The 16483-nt window shown below is 64.8% G+C and carries 16 protein-coding genes; 14 read left to right on the top strand and 2 right to left on the bottom strand.

Going from position 1 to position 16483, the window contains the following annotated elements; all coding sequences use genetic code 11:
- Window positions 1-11: 11 nt before the first annotated feature.
- From AUR64_RS18120 to AUR64_RS18110, 3 genes are read left to right on the top strand one after another with little or no spacing between them, the layout of a single operon-like run.
- Window positions 12-872: a hypothetical protein gene (locus AUR64_RS18120; RefSeq protein ID WP_058583377.1), complete on the top strand. Its 861-nt coding sequence runs from the start codon at window positions 12-14 to the stop codon at window positions 870-872.
- A gap of 1 nt (window position 873) precedes the next feature.
- Entirely contained in the window at window positions 874-1374 is a 501-nt protein-coding gene (locus AUR64_RS18115) for a 2'-5' RNA ligase family protein (RefSeq protein WP_058583376.1), read from the top strand.
- Between the two features lie 48 nt (window positions 1375-1422).
- A complete protein-coding gene (locus AUR64_RS18110) occupies window positions 1423-2043 on the top strand; it encodes a hypothetical protein (protein WP_058583375.1) in 621 nt (206 codons plus the stop codon).
- A 4-nt stretch (window positions 2044-2047) separates the two neighbouring features.
- Here AUR64_RS18110 and AUR64_RS18105 read toward each other — a convergent pair whose 3' ends face one another.
- Together AUR64_RS18105 and AUR64_RS18100 are read right to left on the bottom strand one after the other, a co-directional pair.
- Entirely contained in the window at window positions 2048-3382 is a 1335-nt protein-coding gene (locus AUR64_RS18105; RefSeq protein WP_058583374.1) for a cytochrome P450, read from the bottom strand.
- Window positions 3383-3486: 104 nt separating this feature from the next.
- On the bottom strand, window positions 3487-5658 hold the full coding sequence (locus tag AUR64_RS18100; protein WP_058583440.1) for an ATP-dependent DNA helicase: 2172 nt from the start codon (window positions 5656-5658) through the stop codon (window positions 3487-3489).
- A 169-nt stretch (window positions 5659-5827) separates the two neighbouring features.
- Between AUR64_RS18100 and AUR64_RS18095 the strand changes: the two genes are divergently transcribed.
- The 11 genes from AUR64_RS18095 (at window position 5828) to argF (ending at window position 16459) form a co-directional block, all read left to right on the top strand.
- Window positions 5828-6298, top strand: a complete 471-nt coding sequence (locus AUR64_RS18095; RefSeq protein ID WP_058583373.1) for a DUF6789 family protein — start codon at window positions 5828-5830, stop codon at window positions 6296-6298.
- A 760-nt stretch (window positions 6299-7058) separates the two neighbouring features.
- A complete protein-coding gene (locus AUR64_RS18090; RefSeq protein ID WP_058583372.1) occupies window positions 7059-8285 on the top strand; it encodes an argininosuccinate synthase in 1227 nt (408 codons plus the stop codon).
- Between the two features lie 3 nt (window positions 8286-8288).
- Complete coding sequence (gene argH / locus AUR64_RS18085) at window positions 8289-9761, top strand: argininosuccinate lyase (protein ID WP_058583371.1); 1473 nt, start codon at window positions 8289-8291, stop codon at window positions 9759-9761.
- Window positions 9754-10017 carry a hypothetical protein gene (locus AUR64_RS20650; RefSeq protein WP_155120656.1) on the top strand — a complete coding sequence of 88 codons (264 nt, stop codon included), beginning with the start codon at window positions 9754-9756 and terminating at the stop codon, window positions 10015-10017. The genes argH and AUR64_RS20650 overlap by 8 nt, the downstream gene beginning before the upstream one ends.
- Before the next feature lie 76 nt (window positions 10018-10093).
- Complete coding sequence (lysW, locus tag AUR64_RS18080) at window positions 10094-10264, top strand: lysine biosynthesis protein LysW (protein ID WP_058583370.1); 171 nt, start codon at window positions 10094-10096, stop codon at window positions 10262-10264.
- Window positions 10265-10266: 2 nt separating this feature from the next.
- A complete protein-coding gene (gene lysX / locus AUR64_RS18075) occupies window positions 10267-11139 on the top strand; it encodes a lysine biosynthesis protein LysX (RefSeq protein ID WP_058583369.1) in 873 nt (290 codons plus the stop codon).
- Window positions 11136-12173 carry an N-acetyl-gamma-glutamyl-phosphate reductase gene (argC, locus tag AUR64_RS18070; protein ID WP_058583368.1) on the top strand — a complete coding sequence of 346 codons (1038 nt, stop codon included), beginning with the start codon at window positions 11136-11138 and terminating at the stop codon, window positions 12171-12173. The genes lysX and argC overlap by 4 nt, the downstream gene beginning before the upstream one ends.
- Window positions 12174-12232: 59 nt before the next feature.
- On the top strand, window positions 12233-13315 hold the full coding sequence (locus tag AUR64_RS18065) for an acetylglutamate/acetylaminoadipate kinase (RefSeq protein WP_058583367.1): 1083 nt from the start codon (window positions 12233-12235) through the stop codon (window positions 13313-13315).
- On the top strand, window positions 13312-14448 hold the full coding sequence (locus tag AUR64_RS18060; protein WP_058583366.1) for an aspartate aminotransferase family protein: 1137 nt from the start codon (window positions 13312-13314) through the stop codon (window positions 14446-14448). The genes AUR64_RS18065 and AUR64_RS18060 overlap by 4 nt, the downstream gene beginning before the upstream one ends.
- Window positions 14445-15551, top strand: coding sequence for a [LysW]-lysine hydrolase (locus tag AUR64_RS18055; protein ID WP_058583365.1), 1107 nt, complete (start codon window positions 14445-14447; stop codon window positions 15549-15551). Before AUR64_RS18060 ends, AUR64_RS18055 begins: the two co-directional genes overlap by 4 nt.
- Window positions 15551-16459 carry an ornithine carbamoyltransferase gene (argF, locus tag AUR64_RS18050; RefSeq protein ID WP_058583364.1) on the top strand — a complete coding sequence of 303 codons (909 nt, stop codon included), beginning with the start codon at window positions 15551-15553 and terminating at the stop codon, window positions 16457-16459. Before AUR64_RS18055 ends, argF begins: the two co-directional genes overlap by 1 nt.
- The last annotated feature ends 24 nt before the right edge of the window (window positions 16460-16483 follow it).

Raw genomic sequence — 16483 nt, 5'->3', positions numbered from 1 at the left:
AGTCGGTGCCGATGAGAGACTCCCCCAGTTCGCGGCGGACGGTTCTCCGCCGCCTCGGCGCGGTGGGAGCATTCGGTGCACTCGGCGGGGCGGCGACTGGTTGTCTCGGTCGTGCGCCACCCGTTTTCGTCGCTAACGCGAGCGAGTCGACGTCGCTTTCGGCCGACACGAAACGACTCGACGAAACCACTTTCGACGGCTACGTCTCGCGGATGGGCCGTCGATACGGCGAGAGCGGCGTCTGGGGAACTGGGGCCGCTCCCGCGCCGACCGAAGCCGACTTCGAGCGCGCGACACGCCTCTCGCTTCGGGCCACGTCCGACGGTGAGGAGTACGCCGTCGCCGACGCCGCCGTCGCCCGCTACGGACTTCGACGGTTCGACACCGAGGGTCGCCGTCACGTCGCCTACTGGCTCTGGTGTGCGGCGAAACCGCTCGCCGACTCGGTGTGGGTCGACACGCTCGACCGCTCGCTTGCGGTGACGCTGTCGAGTTTCGAGGTCGGTCTCGACTTCGACTCCAGCGCCGACCTGTTCGACTCCGCGCCGTCGACGCGGGTAAGCGGTCCGCAGGCGGTGTCCGTGGCGACGCCCGGCGAGACTGGCGGCGGCGACGTGTTCGACGTCGACTTCCCGCTCCACGAAGGCCGAGTTCGACCCCGCGTCTCCGGCGGAGACGACGCTGTGAGTAGCGGAGACGACGGCAGTAACGCAGACGGAGAAGACGACCACGACAGCTACCGATTGGGGTGGCGTGGCCGCTTCGACGGTATTCAGTCGGTGAACGGACTCTGTGTCGCCGGCGAGTCGGTCTCCGACTCCGACGCTACTGCCGACTGGCACGTCTCGCTCTCGGCGTCGGGGTGGGCCTGACGTGAGCTACAGTCTCAACGTCCCGGTTCCGGGGGCCGTCGAGCGGCTGACGACCGACCTCTATCCACAGTTGACCGCGTTCGACACGATACGTGACCGCCACACACTCGTCGTCAAGCGATTCGAGAACCAGTCGTACGACCGCCTCCGCGAGACGCTCCGAACACCGCTGGCGAATGAACCGGCGTTCGAGGCCCGTATCACGGGAATCGACACGTTCGAGCGACCGACTCGCGGCGACGGTCCCGTCGTCTACCTCACCGTCGACAGTCCCGGACTGTTCGCGCTTCACGACCGACTCGTCGACCGGTTCGGCGCAATCGAGGGACTCGAAGGCGACGACTACGTTCCGCACGTGACGCTCGCTCGCGGCGGGTCGCCGTCCGCAGTAGAGGCACTCCGAGACGTCGAGTTCGACCCGGTGAGGTGGACCGTCACCGAACTCGATATCTGGAGCGCCGAGTACAGAGAAGTCGCCGGGTCGATTCCGCTTCGGGGTTGATGTTAGATATCCGGATAATCTATTACCACCGACTTCAGAAAACCGGCCATGAAAATGGACGATACGTATCTCAGGCTGAGGTCAAGAGAAGACTTACTTCAGATTATACAGGACAAACTCATCCCCCATCTCGACAACACAGAGTGGAGAGAAGAATATCACCCCGACAATGACTCCGTCGAACAGTCGGCTGAAGCACTGGCAGAAGAGTTCTATGATTTGGCAGTGCCAGGATGCTACAGTCTGGTGGTCGTCGTTATCCTCCTTAGCGCAGTCGACTATCTAATACACCTAAACCCACAAGTATACGGTCTCTTCATTGATGTTTGGGCTGCTTTGTTTTTCGTCTTTCCGTCACTGAAGGGAAGATACGTAATGGCTACTGCCGTCGATGGACTGCCAAGAGAGGCAATGAACCGGTTGGAAGCTCAAAATATGGTTTCGAATACTGTTGGGTTCGTCATGCTGGCAGTTGGTTTCTTGTTACAGATTGTGGCTGTACAGATGTTCTCGTCATCCGAATTTCTTCAGTCTAATATTCTGGGTGATTTTGCTCCCAACTGGATAGCACTGCTGTTCCTTGGGTTTGTGCTGTTCTTTGGATTCAAATCACTCTACCACTTTCGCGGAAAGCGGCTTTCGGGCCGAGACTCTCTACACTCGCGGTAAGGACCTATCTTGAGTGCAACTGCATCTCCATCGGATTCCGCGGATGCATCGTCAGCGACCCCCGCAGCGTCAGCGAGTCGTCCTCGCCGACGTAGTCGAGCGAGTACTTTTGCGCGACGGTCCCCAGAATGAGCTTCGCCTCCAACATCGAGAACTGCTTGCCGATGCAGTGGCGCGGACCGGCCCCGAACGGGAAGTACGAGAGCCGAGGCCGTTTCGAGCGCTCGGCGGGCGTCCAGCGGTCCGGGTCGAACTCCAGCGGGTTGTCGTAGTACCGCGACGAGCGGTGGACGGCCCACTGCGGGAGCATCACCGCCGCACCCTCCGGCACCCGATAGCCGCCGAGTTTCACGTCGACGAGCGGTTCGCGGAACAGCGTGTACACCGGCGGGTAGAGGCGCATCGTCTCCTGTAACACTTGGTCGGTGTACCGCATCTTCCGGGTGTCTCGCGCTGTGGGTGCGTCACCGCCGAGCACCTCGTCGAGTTCGGCGTGGACTTTCTCTTCTACCTCGGGATGCTGCGAGAGCATGAACCACGCGTACGTGAGCGTCAGCGCGGTGGTGTCGTGGCCCGCGAGCAACATCGTCATCATCTCGTCGCGCAGTTGCTTGTCCGTCTGTTCGCCGCGCGCCTGCGCGCGCATGAGAATCGAGAGGAGGTCCATCCGCTCGGGGTCGCTCTCGGTACCGCGGCGGTCGGAAACGATGTCGTCGATGATGTCTTCGAGCACCGAGATGGCCTCGTGGTACTCGCGGTTCTCGCGCGTCGGTGCCCAGTCGGGAATCAGAAACCTCCGTGGGTCCGGTTCGAAGCGAGCACCGAGCGGTTCGAGGTGTTCTTGAACGCGCTGGACGCGTTCGTCGCCAGCCGAGGAGCCGAACATCGCCTCGACGATGATTTTCACCGTCAAGCGCGCCATCTCAATCTGGACGTTCAGCGTCTCGCCGTCGTGCCAGTCGTCGAGCATCGCCTCGGTGTAGTCGGTCATCGTCTCGTCGAGCGAGGCGATGCGCTGCATGTTGAACGCCGGTTGCGCCAACTCGCGCTGCTCGCGCCACGTCTCGCCCTCGCTCATCAACAGTCCCTCTCCGAGCAGGTCGCCGATGGCGTCGTCCTGAAAGCGTGGTTTTCGGTACTTCTCGGCCTCGCTCACCAGTACCGTCTCGATGTCGTCGGGGTTGGTGAGCATATACGTCTCCAGCGGGCCGAGGTCGAAGTGGACCACGTCGCCGTAGGCGTCGGCGCAGGCGGTTAGAAAGCTGAAGGGGTCTTTCGCGTACTGCTGGCTGTTGCCGAACAGCGGCACACCGCGGGGACCCGGGGGTCGCGCTCGCATATCCCGGCTTAGGATGGAGTGCGGATAAGCGTTCGCCCGAACGCGCTTCTGACGCCCTCTCGTGGTCGGAATCGGTGAGTTAGGGCTTCGAGAGCATCGGGCAATCAGGGGCTCGGCGGTTCGCCGTCGTAGGCGTCGTGACCGGCGTAGAAGTTCAGCATGGCGAACTTCAACTTCTCGGGACCGACGTCGATGAGTTCCGCGCGCTCCTCGGGCGGGAACGTGTCGCGGACACCGTATTTGCCCATCGTGTCGCTCGCCGACGTGTAGCGTTTGTCCACCAGCGCACGGACGCCGAAGTCCTCCGGCGAGCGGATGACGCGTCCGAGCGCCTGTCTGGTCTTACGAATCGTCGGAATTTCGACGGCGTAGCGCCACCCGGGGTCGCGGCCTCTGTCGGCGTACGCCCGGTCGTACGCATCCTGCACCGCCTCCATCCGCTCGGAGAGGTGCGGGTAGGGGACGCCGACGACGAGCACTGTTCGCGCGTCGTCGCCGTCGAAGCTCACCCCTTCGGCGAGCGTTCCCCACAGAGAAGTGAACAGCGTCGCGTTCCCGTTCGAGACGAACCGCTGGCGGAGGTCCTCGGTTCGTGTGCCCGCCTCGTCGAGCATCAGCGAACCGAGCGACGCGCCGGTCAGACCGCCACCGCCGCCGAGCATCTCGTGATACCGCTGGGCCTCGGCGTAGGAGGGGAAGAAGACGAGCGTGTTGCCCGGCGTAAACCGAATCGCGTCCGAGAGGACGCCCGCGATGGTCTCCTGCGTCGACTCGTCGTTTCGCTCCTTGGCGAACAGCGCCGGCGTCTGCACCGCAAACGTACGTCTGTTCTCCTCGGGATACTCCATTCCGTAGGCGAGCGTGACGGCGTCTTCGATGCCGAGAACGTCTTCGGTGACGTCGAAGGGGCGGAGCGTCGCGCTCATGAGGACGCTCGCGTGGACCTCCTCGAACAGCGTCTCGGTCACCTGCCGGGGGATGCAGGTATAGAGTTCGGCACGGCCGTAGATTTCCTCAGTACCGCCGTCGCGACGGACCGACACCATCGGATGTTGGCCGAGTTTCGTGCCGTCTTCCATCCACGAGGAGAGAAACGCCGCCGCCTGCAGCGTCTGACACTCCTTTCGGCTGGTCGTCTCGCCGTCTTTGTACGCCTGTTCGTACTGCTCGTCGAGCGATTTGCCCAACTGGAGCGCGAGTTCGACCTCCACGTCGATGCCGCGACCCTCGTAGTTCTGGAGGAATTCGAGCGTCAGGTCGTCGCGGCGGTCAGGGTTGGCGATGCCGATGTCCGACCAGTTCTCGCCGACTTGCTCGCGTTCGCCGAACCCGAAGCTGTCGTCGTAGGTTCGTCGGAGCGCTTCCACGAACGCTTCGAGCACGTTCGCCGCGGGTTCGCTCCGGGAGTCGTCGGCCTCCTCCAGTTCGTGCAGTGCGCTCTCGATGGTGTTCTCGGTGAGCGTTCGACTGGCGTGGTCGCGTGCCGCGCCTTCGATGTTGTGCGCCTCGTCGAACACCGTGATGACGTCGCTGGGGTCGCGGTCCAACCACCGGAAAAACTGCTCGCGAATCATCGGGTCGAGCAGGTGGTGGTAGTTGCAGACGACGAGGTCGACGCCCTCCATTCCCTCCTTCAGCAACTCGTAGCCACAGAGGTGGTGTTCGTCGGCGTACTCGTAGACGTCGTCGGGCGTGCGAACGTCGTCGAACAGCCACGAGAAGAACTCCGTGGTGTCCTGCATCAGGTTGTTGTAGTAGTGCTCGCAGACGTTCGTCTCGCGGAGGTCGTCGAGTTCGTCGCCTATCTGGTCGAGTTCGTCCATGACGGCGCTGCGGGCTTCTGCGGCACCCGAGTCGCCGTCGCGGCTCTGCTCCAGTAACTGCTCTTGGCGGCGTTCGAGTTGCTGTTTGTCCTCCTCCTTTTCGACGACAGAGCGCGTCGTGTCGCGGAGGCTCTGACACTCCTCGTAGCCCACGTCGATGTGACACATCGACGCCTTCCCGCGGAACACCACGGCGCGAATCGGTTCGGTGCGCGTGATGGCGCGGGCATCCTCGACGAACTGGCGCATCTGCTGGTGGACGTTCGTCGTGATGACGACGGTTTTGTCGTTTTCGCGGGCGAACTCCAGTGCGGGGACGAGCGCCGAGAGCGTCTTGCCAGTGCCGGGTGCGCCCTCGATGAGCACGTCCTGCTCGCGTGCGAACGCGTTGGCGATGCCGTCCATCGCCGCTCGCTGGTTGGGGTAGGGCTCCTCGTACGGGAAGAACCGCATGTGTCCGTTCGTCTCAGCCACTACTCCTCGCTTGCGCGTCACCGGGTTAAAAGGCTCGGACAGGCGTGACCGTTCGCTGTCATCTCGTATATGAAACTACCTCCCCGGTGCGAGCGCGGCGCATCGCCGGCGCGTTGCTATGTCAACTCATACCAAATATTCTCTCGCAATGTCGACACGAACTGAGACACCCACTGCAACCGCACCGGTAACCGAACAAGACTCGTGGAGAGGCGGCGTCGTCGCCGGACTCGTCGGCGGTGCCGCGATGGGTCTGCTGCTTTCGGTGATGATGACGCCCGTCATCGAGATGGCGATTCCGGCGCTGTGGGGCCTCTCGGGGGGGTTCGCGGGCTGGGTCGTTCACATGGTCAACAGCGCGGTCCTCGGCGTCGTCTTCGCCGCAGTCGCCGGCGTTGCGAACGTCGGCGAGTCGACGGGTCGGAGCGCGGCCGCAGGTGTCGCCTACGGCGTCGTGCTCTGGGTCGTGCTCGCGGCGTTCGTGATGCCCATCTGGCTCGGAGCCGTCGGCTTCCCCGAGGTGCCGCCGCTGCCGAACTTCAACCTGATGAGCCTCGTCGGCCACGTCGTCTACGGCCTCGTCCTCGGCGCGGTGTACCCGAGCGTCCGTAATCTGTAGTATCGAGTCGTCGAATTTCCTTTTTCAGTCTTCCCCCGTCGTCCGAATCGTGTTCTGGCTAACACTGAGAGATGCGCCTTCGACGGAGTCGACTACGGCTGCCGGACACGGCGAGATGCCTCACCCTCCCCAACCGACTCCTTCGCTCGCGTCACGACGCTCGCTTAGTCGTCCACCGGAGCGGCATAGCCGCTTCGAGCCTTCGGTCGCTTCGCTCCCGAAGACCTCACGCGTCTCTCGCGCGGATAAACCGGCGCTCCGGCGCGCGCCGGAGGGCGGCTCCGTTCGCCCGACAGATGCGCGAGGGAGGTGGCGACTCGTGTGTCGCCACCGAGGCTGGGGAGGTCCGAGGCTTGGGAGGTCCGAGGCGGGCGGTGGCGGTGCGTCGTCTCGGTGCGCCCGGCAACACGCTTCGACCCAAAGTGAGTGTCTTGTGGTCTTTCCACCGTGCTTCGCCCGTCACGACCCCCGAATTCGAACAGCAACGCTTGCCGCCCCGAAAGCGTTTAATAGCGTCCCCATATTACGAATCCAGTAATGACGCGCACTCGCTGCGCCGGACCGGTCGCCCCTGTCCGAGCCGTGCGAGCGCCGCGACCGGGCCTCTAGGCCCTACTCTATCTCACCCCATCGTCGTCGCACTTGCTCCAACTGCCAAGTGCAGATTTTACCCTTTTCGGCCGCGTAGCCTCCAGTATCCGTATTTATTCCAAATATAGAAACGCAGAATTTAATACCCTGACTCTCCGACGATGGTGTAATGACACGCGTGGCACTCGCGTTTAGCGGCGGACTCGACACGACAGTCTGCGTCCCGCTCCTCGAAGAGGAGTACGGGTACGACGAAGTAATCGGCGTCACGGTCGACGTCGGACAACCCGAGGAAGAGTTCGACGAGGCCGAAGAGACGGCCGAAGCGTTGGACCTCGAACACTACGTCGTCGACGCGCGAGCCGAGTTCGCCGACCAGTGCCTCGACTCCGTCCGCGCGAACGCGGAGTACCAAGGCTACCCGCTCGGAACGGCGCTCGCACGCCCGGTCATCGCCGAAGCCATCCTCGACGTGGCGAAAGAACACGACTGCGAGGGCATCGCCCACGGTTGCACGGGCAAAGGTAACGACCAACTGCGCTTCGAGGCGGTCTGGCGCGCCTCCGACCTCGAAGTCATCGCCCCCGTGCGCGAACTCGGCCTCACCCGCGAGTGGGAGATGGAGTACGCCGCTGAGAAGGAACTGCCCGTCGAGGGCGGCAACGAAGGTGTCTGGTCCATCGACACCAACCTCTGGAGTCGCTCCATCGAGGGCGGCAACCTTGAAAACCCCAACTACGTTCCCCCGGAGAACATCTACGAGTGGACCGACGCACCCGGTAGCGAGACGGAACTCGTCGAAATCGAGTTCGAGGAGGGCTATCCGGTCGCCGTAAATGGACAAGAAATGGAACCGCTGGCGCTCATCGAACAGCTCAACGAGCTCGCGGGCGCGTACGGCGTCGGTCGCACCGACATGATGGAAGACCGCATGCTCGGCCTCAAAGTCCGCGAGAACTACGAACACCCCGCGGCAACCGTGCTTCTCACCGCCCACGAGGCGCTCGAAGGACTCGTCCTCACCAAAGAGGAGCGCGACTTCAAGACGACAATCGACAACGAGTGGGCCCAGAAGGGCTACGAAGGCCTCGTCGATGCCCCGCTGATGGACTCGCTGAACGCCTACATCGACGACAGCCAAGAGACTGTCACTGGTACGGTGACGGTCAAACTCCAAGGCGGCCAAGCCCGCCCCGTCGCCCGCGAGAGCGAATACGCCGTCTACTCCGAGTCGGCCGCCTCGTTCAACACCGAGACGGTCGACGGCATCGAACAGGCCGACGCGACGGGCGTCGCCAAGTACCACGGCTTCCAGTCGCGCCTCGCCAACGAAGTGGCGAACAACGTCGAAAAACCCGAACTCGCCGCCGATGGCGGCGAAGAAGAGGACGAGTAACCCATGACCGAGGAGTCCGCAGGCGACGTCATCCGCCGCGACCGGTTCAGCGGCGGCCCCGCCCGCGACTTCCTCTCCAGCCTCGCGGCCGACAAACGGATTTTCGACGCCGACCTCGCCGTCGACCGCGCACACGTCGTGATGCTTGCCGAGCAAGGAATCATAAGCGACGGCGACGCCGCCGACATCCTCGTCGCCCTCGAATCAGTCGAAGAGGCGGGACACGCCGAACTCTCCGGCGGCGAGGACGTCCACGAGGCCATCGAGGCCGCGGTTATCGGACGCGTCGGCGAACGTGGTGGAAAGATGCACACCGCCCGCAGTCGCAACGACGAGGTGGCGACCTGTATCCGCTACCGCCTCCGTGAGGACGTCCTCGACGCTATCGAGGGGACACTCGCACTGCGCGAGGCGCTCCGCGAAACCGCCGCCGAGCACACCGAGACGGTGATGCCGGGCTACACGCATCTGCAACCCGCCCAACCCATCACCGTCGCGCACTTCCTGCTGTCGTACGAGGCGGCGGTCGCCCGCGACACCGCCCGCCTCTTGGACGCCTACGGCCGCATCAACCACTCTCCCTTGGGAGGCGCAGCCTTCGCGGGCACGCCGTTCGACATCGACCGCGAGCGCACCGCCGACCTGCTCGGCTTCGACTCCCTCTTGGGGAACTCGATGGACGCGTCGTCCTCTCGGGATTTCCTCGCGGAGACGCTCGCCGCGTTAGCGACGCACGCGACGACCATTTCGGGACTCGCAGAAGACCTCATCATCTTCGCCAACAAGGGGTACGTCGACCTCTCGGACGACTACTCCTCGACTTCCTCGATTATGCCGCAGAAGAAGAACCCCGACACGCTCGAACTCGTCCGGGGAACCGCGGGCGACGCCGTCGGCGGCCTCACCGGCCTCTTGACCAACCTCAAGGGTCTCCCCCGCGCGTACAACCGTGACCTGCAACTGGCGCATCCACACGCGTTCCGCGCCGTCGACGCCGTCGTCAACGCGACGGACGTGGCGGCGGGCGCAGTCGCCACCGCGACGTGGAACTCCGAGGAACTGGCGGCGGACGCCGGCGACGGCTTCTCGACGGCGACGGGCGTCGCCGACGCGTTGGCGATGACGGGGATGCCGTTCCGTACGGCCCACGAAATCGTCGCCGCCGCCGCGGAAGATATCGGCGATACGGACGACGCGGCAACTACTGCTGCAAAACTTGACGCGGCCGCAGAAGCGGTATTAGGTGAGTCCCTCTGGTCGCGCGTGAACCGCGAGACCGTCGAATCGCTGCTGGACCCCGACGAGAGCGTCGCCAGCCGCGACTCCCTCGGCGGACCCGCAGCGTCGGCGGTCGAAACCCAACTCGACGAGGCGGGCGCACGCTTCGACGCCGACGCTCATTCCGTATCTGCGTGCCGCGAGGCGCTGGCCGAGGCAGACGAGAGATTACAGGCGGAGGTCGACAGCTATGTCTGAGCGCCTGCGGCGACTTCGGCGACTCCGACGACCGCGAGCCTCGGCTCCGCGACTCCCGCGACTCCCGCGACCACGACCGAGCGCGGACCGACCACGCCCGCCGCGACGAACGCCGATTCGACTCGTCGCGGGCGTGCCGGTCCGAACGCTCGCTGGTGTGCCACTGCCGCCGCCGTCCCCCTCGGGGGACAACATCACTCGGAATCTCGACACCGAATTCCAAAACGGCGGCTACGAACACTCTATCCTCGCTTAGCGACGACTTCGTTATTAAATTTCAGTTATAAATTCGCTGCATTTAAGGTGGGTAACCCACAAGAAGTGGATACACCATGACCGAAGCAGAATGCGCCGAGTGCGGGGCCACACTGGACCTCGCCGACGACCTCGAAACGGGCGAAATCATCGACTGCGGCACCTGCGGTGCGGAACTCGAAGTCATCGACGTCAACCCGCCAGTCCTCGACCGAGCCCCCGAGCTCGAAGAGGACTGGGGGGAGTAGCTGTGAAGATAGGAATCCTCTACTCGCGCATCCGCAAGGACGAGAAGCTCCTCCTCTCGGAGCTTCGTGAGCGCGGCCACGACGTCACGAAAATCGACGTTCGCAAGCACCAGTTCGGGCTGCACGACACGACCGCACCCGTCGACGACCTCGACATCGTCGTCGACCGTTGTCTCGCGACGTCGCGCTCGCTGTACGCGACGCGCTTCATCGAGAGCTACGGCGTGCCCGTCGTCAACTCGCCCGAAACGGCCGAAATCTGCGCCGACAAGGCGAAGAACAGTCTCGCGCTCGCGGAGGCGGGCGTGCCCACGCCCGAGACGAAAGTCGCGTTCACCAAGGAGAGCGCGATGGACGCTATCGAGTCGTTCGGCTACCCTTGCGTGTTGAAACCCGTCGTCGGCTCGTGGGGTCGTCTGATGGCGAAAATCGACTCCAGAAGCGCCGCCGAAGCGATTCTCGAGCACAAAGCGACGCTGGGCCACTACGAGCACAAAGTGTTCTACGTCCAGGAGTTCGTCGAGAAACCCGGCCGCGACATCCGCGTGCTTTCGACCGACGGCGAACCCGTCGCCGCGATGACTCGCTCGTCGGACCACTGGCTCACGAACGCCGCGAAAGGTGGCGAAACACAAGCATTTGAGTTGGACGACGAGGCACTCGAACTCGTCGCAAAGGCCAGCGACGCCGTCGGCGGCGGCCTGCTCGGGGTCGACCTCATGGAGACCGGTGACTCCTACACCGTCCACGAGGTAAACCACACCGTCGAGTTCAAGGCGCTGAACGGAACGACCGACGTGGACGTTCCCGCGACAGTCGTCGACTGGCTGGAAGCCAAAGCATCAGAAAAAACGGCCGCGGAGGCAGTCGCGTGACGCTCTCGGCGGCCGTTGTCGGCGGTTCCGGCTTCACCGGCGGCGAACTCCTTCGCCTGCTCGCGGGTCACCCCGAGTTCGAGGTGGCGCAGGCGACGAGCCGTCAGTACGACCGCAAGACGGTTGGCTCCGTCCACCCCAATCTGAGAGAACTGGACCTCCGCTTTTCGTCGCCCGAGGACCTCGACTCGGTCGACGTGCTGTTCGCGGCGACACCCCACGGCGTCTCGATGGAGCACATCGACACGTTTCAGGACGCCGCGGACACCGTCGTCGACCTCTCGGCGGATTTCCGCCTCCAAAGTGAGGAGCAGTACGACGAGTGGTACGACGGCCACGTCGCAGCCGAGTACTTGGAGAAATCGGTCTACGCGCTCCCCGAACTGACGCGCGACGAACTCCCCGGTGCGGACCTCATCGCCGCCGGGGGCTGTAACGCGACGGCGACGATTCTCGGCCTGAAACCCTTGTTCGACGCCGGAATTATGAACGGCGACGAGCAGGTCGTCGTCGACGTGAAAGTCGGGTCCTCGGAAGGTGGCGCGTCGGCCGGCAAAGCCTCCTCGCACGCCGAGCGCTCGGGCGTCGTCCGCCCGTACGCGCCGACCGGACACCGCCACGAGGCCGAAATCGAGCAGTTCCTCGGGCTCTCGGTGTCGTTCACCGTTCACGCGGTGGACATGGTGCGCGGGGCGTCGGCGACGTGTCACGTCTTTCCCAGTTCCCCTGTTACGAAAGGCGACCTCTGGGGGGCGTACCGCGAGAGCTACGAGGACGAACCGTTCATGCGCATGGTCGCCGGCGGCGGTGGCGTCTACCGCTACCCCGAACCGAAGGCCGTCGCCGGAACGAACTACGGCGAGGTCGGCTTCGAGGTCGACCCCGCGAACAAGCGTCTCGTCGTCTTCTCGGCCATCGATAACATGATGAAAGGCTCCGCCGGGCAGGCGGTCCACGCGGCGAACGTCGCGCTCGGACTCGACGAAACGGCTGGACTCGAATTCTCGGGTCTGCACCCGGTCGGGACGCCCTGAACCGAGAACCGAACTCGACCGAACCGACCCGAACAGAACCGAACCACAGAGACACACCGATGACACAGAGCACCTACACGCGCGAGGAGTTGCTTGCGGCTCACGAGCAACTCGTCGACAACGACTGCGGCACAGCCGACGACCACCTGTACACGGACGGAGGCACCGCCTCGCCACGGGCCGACGGCGGTTCCGCGAGCGACGCGAGCGGAATCTCGTCGGGAGCGAAGCGAACCGACGGCGGGAGCCGAGAGCCGCCGGTCGTCGTCAAAGTCGGCGGCGCGAGAGCCGTCGACCCCGCGGGCGCAGTCGCCGACGTGGCCCACCTCGTCGCAAATGGACGAGAAGTGGTCGTCGTCCACGGCGGGTCGACGGCCGTCGACGACACCCTCGAAGACCTCGGCGAGGAACCGACGTACGTCGAGACGCCGTCTGGCGTCGTCGGCCGCTTCACCGACGAGCGCGCGATGGAGGTGTTCTCGATGGTGATGCCCGGCAAACTCAACACCGACCTGACGGCCACGCTCCGCAACGCCGGTGTCGACGCGGTCGGTCTCTCGGGTGTCGATGGCGGCCTCCTCAGTGGTAAGCGTAAATCGGCTGTTCGCGTCGTCGAAGACGGCAAGAAGAAAATCAAGCGCGGCGACCACTCCGGGAAGATAGAGTCCGTCAACGCACAACTCCTCGAAACGCTGCTCGGAGACGGCTACACGCCGGTCGTCACGGTCCCGATGCTCGGAGAAGAGCAAGACGGTTCGGTTACACCCGTCAACGCCGACGCCGACCGCGCCGCCGCCGCCGTCGCGGGCGCACTCGGCGCGGAACTCGTCGTTCTGACGGACGTTTCGGGCATATACAAAAATCCCGACGACGAGACGACACTCATCGATTCGGCGAAGACGCCGGAGGAACTGAAGAGCGTGGAGACCGCTGCCGAGGGGTTCATGACGAAGAAAGTGATGGCGGCCAAAGAGGCACTGACCGGCGGCGCGTCCGCAGTAATCGTCTCCGATGCGAACGTCAACGACCCCATCGTCTCGGCGCTCACCGGCGCGGGGACGCGCATCGAACCCGGTGCGCTCGGCGAGAACGCGCCCGGCCTCGACAGCGCGGGTGCGACGCTCGGGGGTGACTCCGCGTGAGCGGTTTCGTCTTCTCGGAGAAACCCATCCAGATACAGTCGGGCGAGGGGATGTCGCTCTTTGCCGACGACGGGACCGAGTATCTCGATTTCGGCGCGAGCTACGCCGTCGCGGCGACGGGCCACTGTCACCCGGACGTCGTCGACGCGGTCCAGAAGCAGGCCGGCGAGTTACTCTACGTCCAAGGGTCGTACCCCGTCGCCGCACGGACCGAACTCTACGACAAGTTAGCGACGCTCGCCCCCGGCGACGTCTCGAACGTCTGGCTCTGTAACTCGGGCACCGAAGCCAACGAAGCGGCGATGAAGTTCGCCCGCAGCGCCACTGGTCGCTCGAAAATCGTCGCCACCAAACGCGGCTTCCACGGCCGCACCCTCGGCGCGCTGGCGATGACGTGGAAACAGAAGTACAAGAAGCCGTTCGAACCCCTTGCGGGAGGGGTGGAGTTCGTCTCCTACGGCGACAGCGAGGAACTGGCCGAGGCCGTCGACGACGAGACGGCCGCAGTCTTTCTCGAACCCGTGCAGGGCGAAGGCGGCATCCACGCCGCCGACACGGAGTACCTGCAGTCGGCCCGCGAGATAACCGAAGAGACCGGGTCGGCGCTCGTTTTCGACGAGATTCAGACCGGCGTCGGCCGGACGGGAACGCTGTGGGCCTGTGAGCAAGCGAACGTGACGCCCGATATCCTCACGACGGCGAAAGGCATCGCCTCGGGGCTGCCGCTCGGCGCGACGCTCTGTGCGGACTGGATTGCCGAGGCGTGCGGCGACCACGGGTCGACCTTTTCGGGCGGTCCGGTCGTCTGCGCCGCCGCCAACGCGACGCTCGACGTTATCGTCGACGAAGACCTTCCGACGCACGCCAGCGACGTGGGTGCGTATCTCGCCGAGTCGCTCGAAGCAGCCACCGAAAAACACGACCTACCCGTCCGCGAGGTGCGCGGACAGGGGCTGATGCTCGGCGTCGAGGTCAAGCGCGGGTCGAACCGCATCCTTCGTGATTTGGCGCTCTCCGAGCAGATTCTCGCGCTACCGGCGGGTCGGTCGGTCGTCCGCCTGTTGCCGCCGCTGGTCGCCGAGCAGGAACACGCCGACCGCTTCGTCGAAGCGTTCACGGAGGTGCTCGGATGAACGCCCTCGGCACCGCCGAGAGAAACGAAGCATATCACGACGCCCTCGACACCGCGGGCAAGCAACTGCTGTTCGACCTCGTCTCGACGCCCTCGGTCTCGGGTGACGAAGCCGACGCCGCTGCGGTGCTCGTCGACTTCTTCGAGGCCCACGACCGCGAGGTGTGGGTCGACGAGGTGGGTAACGTCCGCGCGCCCGCTGACGACTCCGTGCTCTTGACCTCGCACATCGACACCGTTCCCGGCCAAGTGCCCGTCGAAATCCGCGCGGGCGACGAGAGCGGCGGCGACGCCGACGACGGCCCCCAACTCTGGGGGAGAGGCAGCGTCGACGCGACCGGTCCCCTCGCGGCGATGGCCGCCGCAGCGGTCGAAACCGGCGTGAGCTTCGTCGGCGTCGTCGGCGAGGAGACCGACTCACGCGGTGCGCGCCACCTCGCGGCGACACGCGACGAACCCGACGCCGTCGTCAACGGCGAACCCAGCGGGTGGGACGGCATCACCTTGGGCTACCGCGGTTTCCTCGCGGGGACGTACGTCGGCACGAGCGAACTCGGTCACTCCTCGCGCCCGGAGAACAACGCCATCCAGTCGGCGGTCGACTGGTGGTCGCGCGTGGCCGACTTCTTCGAGTCCGAGGACTCGGAGGGCGTCTTCGACACGGTGACGACGAAACCCATCACCTTCGACGGCGGCCCCACCGAGGACGGTTTCGCCGTCGAAGCGACCGTCGACGTGCAGTTCCGCGTCCCGCCCAGTCTCACCATCGACGACGTCCGCGAAGTCGCCGAGGGCGAACTCACCGACGGCAGCGTCCACTGGCAGGAACCCATCCCGCCCGTCATGGAGAGTCCCCGCACCGACGTAGCGCGGGCGTTCCGCGTCGCGATTCGACAGGCCGGCGGCGACCCCCGTCTGCTCAGAAAGACCGGAACCAGCGACATGAACCTCTTCGCGGGTGTCTGGGACTGCCCGATGGTCACCTACGGACCCGGCGACTCGGACCTCGACCACGCGCCCAACGAACATCTCTCGCTGTCGGAGTTCGACAACTCCGTGTCGGTTCTCACCACCGTCGCCGAGAAACTCGGAGGTGCGAACTGATGGCTACCGTGGGTGAACTGGAGACGACGAACGTCCTCGATATCGACGACCTCTCTCCGACGGAGGTCGAGACGGTCCTCGACCGGGCGGCGGCGCTCAAAGCCGGCGAAGACGACGTGCAGTTCCCGCAGGCGACGCTGGCGATGCTGTTCGAGAAACCGAGTACTCGGACGAGGGTGTCGTTCGAGACGGGGATGACGCAACTCGGCGGCCACGCCATCTTCCTCGGCCCCGACGACGTCCACCTCGGCCACGGCGAACCGGTCAAGGACACCGCCCGCGCGCTGTCGGGCTACGTCGACGCCATCATGGCGCGACTGTTCGACCACGCCGACCTCGAAGAACTCGCCGAATATGCGACCGTGCCGGTCGTCAACGGCCTCACCGACGACGCCCACCCCTGTCAGACGCTCGCGGACCTACTGACGATTCGCGAGACGTTCGGTGACTTCGACGTGCAGGCAACGTGGGTCGGCGACGGCAACAACGTCGCGCAGTCGTTCGTTCTCGGCTGTGCGCTCGCGGGTGTCGACCTCACGGTGGCGACGCCCGAGGGCTACGGTATCGACGACGCGGTGCTGTCGCAGGCGGCCGAACTCGGCGGGACTCCCGAGACGACGACGGACCCCGAATCGGCTGTCGCCGACGCCGACGTGGTGTACACCGACGTCTGGGTGAGCATGGGCCAAGAGAGCCAACGCGAGGAGAAACTGGCGGCGTTCGACGACTTCCAGTTGAACGACGGCCTACTCGCCGATACCGACGCGAAAGTGATGCACTGTCTGCCCGCCCACCGCGGCGAGGAAATCACGGACGGAGTACTCGAATCCGAGCGCTCGCTCGTCTGGCAACAGGCCGAAAACCGTCTCCACGCCCAGAACGGGTTGTTGGCAGAGTTGCTGTCGTAGCCCCCGCCTCGCCCACGAACGCCA

Source organism: Haloprofundus marisrubri (assembly GCF_001469955.1).
GTDB lineage: Archaea > Halobacteriota > Halobacteria > Halobacteriales > Haloferacaceae > Haloprofundus > Haloprofundus marisrubri.
Note: the sequence above shows the minus strand (reverse complement) of the source record. Positions and strands in the feature narration are given on the sequence as shown.